This is a genomic window from Photorhabdus sp. RM96S (genome assembly GCF_042879335.1).
GTDB classification, from domain to species: domain Bacteria; phylum Pseudomonadota; class Gammaproteobacteria; order Enterobacterales; family Enterobacteriaceae; genus Photorhabdus; species Photorhabdus kayaii.
In genome coordinates, this window is sequence record NZ_JBHFKT010000197.1 from 1 (window position 1) to 409 (window position 409).

Sequence of the window (409 nt, forward strand, 5' to 3'; positions counted from 1 at the left end):
CATGACTGGGGTGAAGTCGTAACAAGGTAACCGTAGGGGAACCTGCGGTTGGATCACCTCCTTACCTGAGATAGGTTAAGTGCAGTGCTCACACAGATTGTCTGATGAAAGTAGAGTGCAAATGAGTCTGCGAAGCTGACCGGCGTGTCCCCTTCGTCTAGAGGCCTAGGACACCGCCCTTTCACGGCGGTAACAGGGGTTCGAATCCCCTAGGGGACGCCATATTGCATGATGACGGGTGAAAGGCGTCGTCAGGTTATCTTTAAGCGGATTTAAGCGAGTCTGTTTAGCGATATAAGCTCTTTAACAATCTGGAACAAGCTGAAAAATTGAAATTCTCACTGATATCCTTGGGATATGAGTGAAGAGTCTCTCAAGCTGAACAATTCGAGACACTTTCGGGTTGTGA

Annotated in this window: 1 tRNA gene and 1 rRNA gene; both read left to right on the forward strand. The window is 48.4% G+C overall.

The window, feature by feature from the left end:
• Positions 1 to 64 (forward strand): 16S ribosomal RNA (locus ACGF49_RS24945); the annotation flags it as partial.
• A gap of 82 nt (positions 65 to 146) precedes the next feature.
• Positions 147 to 222, forward strand: a tRNA-Glu gene (locus ACGF49_RS24950).
• Positions 223 to 409: the final 187 nt, after the last annotated feature.